4 protein-coding genes are annotated in these 4,579 nt (G+C 53.7%); all 4 read left to right on the top strand.

The window, feature by feature from the left end:
- On the top strand, window positions 1–2,156 hold a 2,156-nt coding region (locus ACR1XV_RS21290; protein WP_480535018.1), incomplete at its 5' end, for an autotransporter outer membrane beta-barrel domain-containing protein.
- Window positions 2,137–2,694, top strand: a complete 558-nt coding sequence (locus ACR1XV_RS21285) for an invasion associated locus B family protein (protein ID WP_480535016.1) — start codon at window positions 2,137–2,139, stop codon at window positions 2,692–2,694. The genes ACR1XV_RS21290 and ACR1XV_RS21285, both read left to right, overlap by 20 nt.
- 109 nt (window positions 2,695–2,803) lie before the next feature.
- The gene (locus ACR1XV_RS21280; RefSeq protein WP_480535014.1) at window positions 2,804–3,856 is read left to right on the top strand and encodes a Hint domain-containing protein; all 1,053 of its coding nucleotides are present in this window, start codon (window positions 2,804–2,806) and stop codon (window positions 3,854–3,856) included.
- A 141-nt stretch (window positions 3,857–3,997) separates the two neighbouring features.
- On the top strand, window positions 3,998–4,579 hold a 582-nt coding region (locus ACR1XV_RS21275; protein ID WP_480535012.1), incomplete at its 3' end, for a hypothetical protein.

Below are 4,579 nucleotides of genomic sequence, written 5' to 3'. Positions count from 1 at the left end.
CGGATGTGCTGGATGTCTCTGGCACGCTTGATACCGGAGCCGGAACCCTTTCCCTGGGGACGGGCGATGACATGTTCACCATCCGTGATGGCACGGTGGTGACCGGCACAGTCGATGGCGGCGTTGGCACGGACACCTTCAACACTGCGATAAACGGCGTGGCCAGCATCGGTGCGGTGACGGGCTTTGAGACCCTGCTGAAGACGGGGACGGGGACGCTGAACATCACCGGGCCTGCGACATCGATGTTTGACACGGTCAATGTCAATGCGGGCACTGTGGATGTGGCAGCCGGTGCTGCGATCTCCGATATGAGCACGGCAACCATTGCATCGGGTGCGACGCTGGATCTGGAAGGTGCTTTCACCTTTACGACAGGCGCTGACACATTCGACGTTGAGGGCATCCTGACCGGCTCCGGAACTATCGACATGCTCGATGGCGATGACACGCTGACCTTCACTGACAGTGCGGATCTGTCGGGTTTATCCGGCCTGGTTGATGGTGGGGCTGGAGCGGATGACAATGTCCTGTTCGATGGATGGGATGGCACCGTAGATGGATCTTCCTTCCAAAACTGGGAAGCGATCACGGTTGTGGACGGCGCAGTTGAATTTGGCCCGACCCTGACTGTTGGCAGTGGGCCCGGGCACGGGATGATCGCGGGGGCTAATGGTGTCATCAGCAACTGGGGTGATTTCGACCTGACCGGTGATCTGGTGACACTTGCCGGTGGCAGGTACCAAAACACCTCTGGGTCTGTGTCGATGATCAACGTCATCGGGAATATCCGCAATGCCGGGGAGATCAGTCTTCAGGATGATGTTGCAGGTGACACGCTTACGGTGAGTGGCGATTACTCCGGCGATGGGGCGCTGCAGATTGACGTCGATGCCTCAGGTGACACGGCTGATACGCTGGTGGTCTCCGGTGATGTCGTTGCAGGCGGGACAACGATCTTTGTCGCGGATATCTCCTCTGGCAAGGCCAGCGGCAATGACATACTTCTCGTCGACGTTCAGGGCACTACCTCTGAGGGCGATTTTCAGCTTGATGGCGGAACCTTGGATCTTGGTGGGGTTGCATATGGGCTTGTCCTGGATGGGTCCCAGTGGTTCTTGCAGCGCCTGTTCCTGCCATCGAACCTGGTCTATGAAGCCTACCCGCAAAACCTGAATGCTCTGAACACGCTCGAGAGCCATAGCCAGCGCGTTCAAGGCCGGGCGTGGCTGGCTGGCGGTGATCCATTCTGTGGCAGTGCAATTCAGCCCGTCGCTCAGCAAGGCAGCTTTGACTGTAGCAATGCCGGTTTGTGGATGAAGGTTTCGGGCGGCAGGGCAGACCTCGACCCGAGAATCTCGACAACCGCGCTGGAACTTGGGGTGTCAGATTCCAACTATGACGTCAGCACCTACAAGTTTGAAATGGGTATGGACACACTTCTCGGGGAGTACGGGAGCGGGCGTCTTGTCGGCGGGTTCCGAGCCTTCTACGGGTCTGCATCCCTGTCCAGATCTTCGTCGATTGGCGGTGGGAGTGTCGACAGCGACGCAGTTGGAATTGGCACAACTCTCACCTGGTATGACGATTCAGGTTTGTATGTCGATGCACAGCTGCAATATGCGGATTTCGAAAGCGATCTGACTTTTGACGGGGCTACTCTGGCAGAGGATAATAGCGGCTCAGGCTATGCAGCCTCTCTTGAGATCGGCAAGACCTTTGCATTGAGCGATACGTTCTCGATCACGCCAGAAATGCAGTACATGTACTATGACGTGGATTTCGACAGTTTCACCGGACCAAATGGTGAGATTGTCTCCCTCGAAGATGGCTCGACCTCGGAGCTTCGGGTGGGCGGCGTCCTGGAATATCGATTACCTGGCCGCAGCGATGCGCAAAGCAGTATCTACCTGTCGGCCAATGTGTTCCACCTGTTCGATGCGACCACAGCGGTACGGTCAGACGATACCACGCTGATACAGGAATCCCGCCCCTGGCGAGGCGAAATCGGACTTGGTGGGTCTTACGAATGGTTTTCTTCAAATGGCGCGCGTTCCGCAATCTTTGCCGAAATGACCGCTGGCTCCGTGCTCGGATCCAGTCTGAGTTCGGGTAAAACTCTGGGAGGCAACCTTGGTGTCAAAATCGAATTCTGAATGGGTACAACGTATAGGTTTGCGTGCCAGTGGTGTAAGCCCGCTTCTCGCAGCCGTCGGGATCGCAGTGACAGCAGGTGCTGGGTCCGCACAGGAGCCCACTTCGCTGTCAGAAACATATGGCGTCTGGGCAGTGCAGTGCAAAACCGCCAGTGGGTCCGAAGGCGATGAAGCGCAACGCGCCTGCCAGGTTTCTCAGGAGCTCAGGCAAGCCGACACACAACAAAGGGTCATTTCCGCCGTTTTCACCGCAAATCCTGACAAGCTGACCCTGATCACGCCTTTTGGCCTGCAACTCGCGGAAGGCGTCAGGTTTTCTACCGGGAATGGCGAACTTCCGGTTGGATGGTTTTCGACTTGCCTGCAAACTGTCGGGTGTGTCGCTGATATTGCACCGGATGCTGATGGTATGGAAAACCTGCAGTCCTCCCAGACGCTTACTGTTCTCATGACAAGTATCAATGGTCAGAACCTGCAGGCTGATTTGTCTCTCAACGGGTTCAAGGATGCTGTCAAAAGACTGCGAGCGCTCCAATAGCGCCGTGGACAGTGTGATTGCCACGCCAACCGGGGTTTTACGCTCAAGTATCTGAGGAAATAGCACCAACTCATTTCGAATTGACACTTAATCATTGGAGCTTCGATAAATGCCTGACTTTGATTTTGGAATCTATCGCCTTGCCAATATCGGAGGCACAAACGGGTTTCAATTTGGCGGCACCGTCACCGTTCGAGATGACAACGGGTTTCGAGACACGATTTTTGACGATATCGAACAAGCTCCGCCATTCGAGACAAACGGCGATCAGAGGATCATTGCCTCCAACATCACCGAGTTAAACGTGGGAGACACCGTCCGGTCGCGCGGCCTCTATCGAATGACCAACAACGATACAGGGGAAACCTTTGATGACATCTTCGAGGTGTTTTCCCAGACTGCCGGAAATCCTCCTGGACAGTTGTTCGTGTTTTCGTCCCCTCCGCCGGCTTGGCTGTTCGACGATACTAACCGCACACTTTCCCTTATCAATTCCGATGGAACAATTGCCTACACTAACATCGACGATACGATTGTCTGTTTTGCGGCCGGTACGTTGATCCAGACGGGTGACCAGCACGACATCCCCGTGGAAGATCTAATTGTAGGAGACCGCGTGCGGACACTGGATAGTTCAGCAAAAGCCATTCGCTGGATTGGGTCTCGTAAAATTCAACCCATAGAGTTGCAGTCTAATCCGAAATTGCGTCCTGTTCGTATCAAAGCAGGCGCGCTTGGGTGCGGCTTGCCCCGGCAAGATCTTTTGGTTTCCCGTCAACACCGTATTCTGGTGCGGTCCAAAATCGTTGAACGCATGTTTGGAACCACCGAAACGCTCATCCCAGCAATCAAATTGGTTGGCATAGTGGGTATCGACGTCGCTGATGACCTGTCAGAAGTTGAGTATTTCCACATTCTCTTCGATAACCACGAAGTCATCTATTCTAACGGTGCGCCGACAGAAAGCTTGTTTATCGGGCCGGAAGCTCATAAAGCTATCTCACCCGAAGCTCGGGCAGAAATTGAAGAGCTTTTTCCGGAGATCTGCGAGCCAGACTTCCTACCAGTTCCAGCGCGTTTCATTCCTAGCAGAGGCAAGAGCATAAAAAAACTTGCGATGCGTCACCATAAAAATGGCAGGCAGTTACTTGAGGCTTTCTAAGCACCCCAATGATAACTGACCAGGACCCGAAAGCACATCTGATTGGCGAAAAGCAACTGCCGTTGCGATGCACACACACTTTTTTGCAATATCGACGAGCAAGCGGCCTGTCTGACGGGCTATGATCAGAAATACTTATAGATGAGCGCAGCTCTCGACGAATGGCGTTTTGAAACGATCAATGTCGATTCAGAGCTCGGTCTGTATTTCGAGACCTTTAACCAAAGATTGGATCAGTGGGGGGCATCACCACAAGATCGATACGGCTTTGTTTTCTTTACTAATGGGAATTTGGATAGTACCTTTGGCGGGTTCAGCTTTAACAGTGATCATGTTCTTGTCATACCGCCAGGAACGTCATTCGACTTCAGAGCAGAGGCCGATACCGGATTCTGCCTTGTGAGTGTCGACAAAGTAGCCTTTGAGACTGTATTGGGTGAAACGCTCGTAAGAGACAGTGTATGCGAGCGGATTGCAAAATCGACCCAGTTCTTCGAACACTCTACCACTCACAAACACCTGCGCGCTTCCGTTGCGTTTCTAACGCGTCTTGCTTCTGGCGAGAATCAACGCCTCTTTCCCGGTGTCATTCAAAGTGCCAAACGAGCGCTTATCACTCTTCTGGTGGGCATCGCTGAGCCTCCCCAACTGAACTGGTCCACCGTTATGTTTAGGAAACGGAGGACCACGAATGGCAAACAAGAGACCAAAGCCCGAAGAAAT

This window comes from Ruegeria sp. AD2(2025) (assembly GCF_056542385.1).
Note: the sequence above shows the minus strand (reverse complement) of the source record. Positions and strands in the feature narration are given on the sequence as shown.

Excerpts from the sequence above, each read along its gene's own strand:
- ACR1XV_RS21280 (WP_480535014.1), top strand. The coding sequence starts at position 2,804 with ATGCCTGACTTTGATTTTGGAATCTATCGCCTTGCCAATATCGGAGGC.